1 protein-coding gene and 1 pseudogene are annotated in these 1,325 nt (G+C 66.7%); both read right to left on the minus strand.

Translation table 11 applies throughout. The annotated features are described in order from the left end of the window. Nucleotides 1-828, minus strand: an 828-nt coding sequence (locus AQJ30_RS23170) for an alpha-amylase family glycosyl hydrolase (protein WP_245727019.1), incomplete at its 3' end; no start/stop codon positions are given. Beyond that, a pseudogene (locus AQJ30_RS23175) lies at nt 825-1,325 on the minus strand (alpha-1,4-glucan--maltose-1-phosphate maltosyltransferase); the annotation flags it as partial. The gene AQJ30_RS23170 and the pseudogene AQJ30_RS23175, both read right to left, overlap by 4 nt.

Genomic DNA, 1,325 nt, shown 5'->3' on the forward strand with positions numbered 1-1,325 from the left:
CTCGAAGTCGCCGAAGTAGTCCACGACGTCCTCCGGCCACTGGTTGGCCTCGGCGAGGATCACCGTGTCCGGGTACTGCGCGTCGATCTCCTTGCGCACCCTCTTCAGGAACTCGTGGGTCGCCGGGAGGTTCTCGCAGTTGGTGCCCTCCGCGGCGTACAGGTACGGCACCGCGTCCAGCCGGAAGCCGTCGATGCCCAGGTCCAGCCAGAACTTCAGCGCGGAGATCATCTCCTCCTGCACGGCCGGGTTCTCGTAGTTGAGGTCCGGCTGGTGGGAGAAGAAGCGGTGGAAGAAGTACTGCTTGCGCACCGGGTCGAAGGTCCAGTTGGAGACCTCGGTGTCGACGAAGATGATGCGGGCGTCGGGGTACTGCTTGTCGTCGTCGGCCCACATGTAGTAGTCGCCGTAGGGGCCGTCGGGGTCCTTGCGGGACTCCTGGAACCACGGGTGCTGGTCGCTGGTGTGGTTCATGACGAAGTCGATGACGACCCGCATGCCGCGCTGGTGGGCGGCGTCGACGAACTCCACGAAGTCGGCGAGGTCGCCGAACTCCGGCAGCACCGACGTGTAGTCGGCGACGTCGTAACCGCCGTCGCGCAGCGGCGACTTGAAGAACGGCGGCAGCCACAGGCAGTCGACGCCGAGCCACTGCAGGTAGTCGAGCTTGGCCGTGAGGCCCTTGAGGTCGCCGACGCCGTCGCCGTTGCTGTCCTGGAAGGAGCGGACCAGGACCTCGTAGAAGACGGCGCGCTTGAACCAGTCGGGATCACGGTCCTTGGCGGGGGTGTCCTCGAACTTGTCCGGAACGGGCTCGTTGACGATCATCGTGTGGGTGACCCTCCGGTCTGCGGGGTGGACGGTCGCAGGACGGTGAAGACGTGCGCGGGGCGGCTGCCCGGTTCGAGACGCACGTAGTTGGCCCTGCCCCAGTGATAGGTCTCGCCGGTGAGCTCGTCGCGCACCGGCACCGACTCGTGCCAGTCCAGGCCGAGTTGCGGCATGTCCAACGAGACCGTTGCCTCCTGGGTGTGGTGGGGATCCAGATTCGCGACCACCAGAACCGTGTTCGAACCGCTGCGCTTCGAGTACGCGATCACCGACTCCTTGTCGGCCTCGTGGAAGTGCACGTCCCGCAGCTGCTGCAGGGCGGGGTTCTCGCGGCGGATCCGGTTGAGCCGGGTGATGAGGGGGGCGATGGTGCGGCCCTCGCGGGCGGCGGCCTCCCAGTCGCGGGGCCGCAGCTGGTACTTCTCGGAGTCGAGGTACTCCTCGCTGCCCTCGCGCAGCGGGGTGTTCTCGCACAGTTCGTAGCCGGAGTAGAC

The organism is Streptomyces longwoodensis, assembly GCF_001514125.1.
In the GTDB taxonomy this organism is placed as follows: domain Bacteria; phylum Actinomycetota; class Actinomycetes; order Streptomycetales; family Streptomycetaceae; genus Streptomyces; species Streptomyces longwoodensis.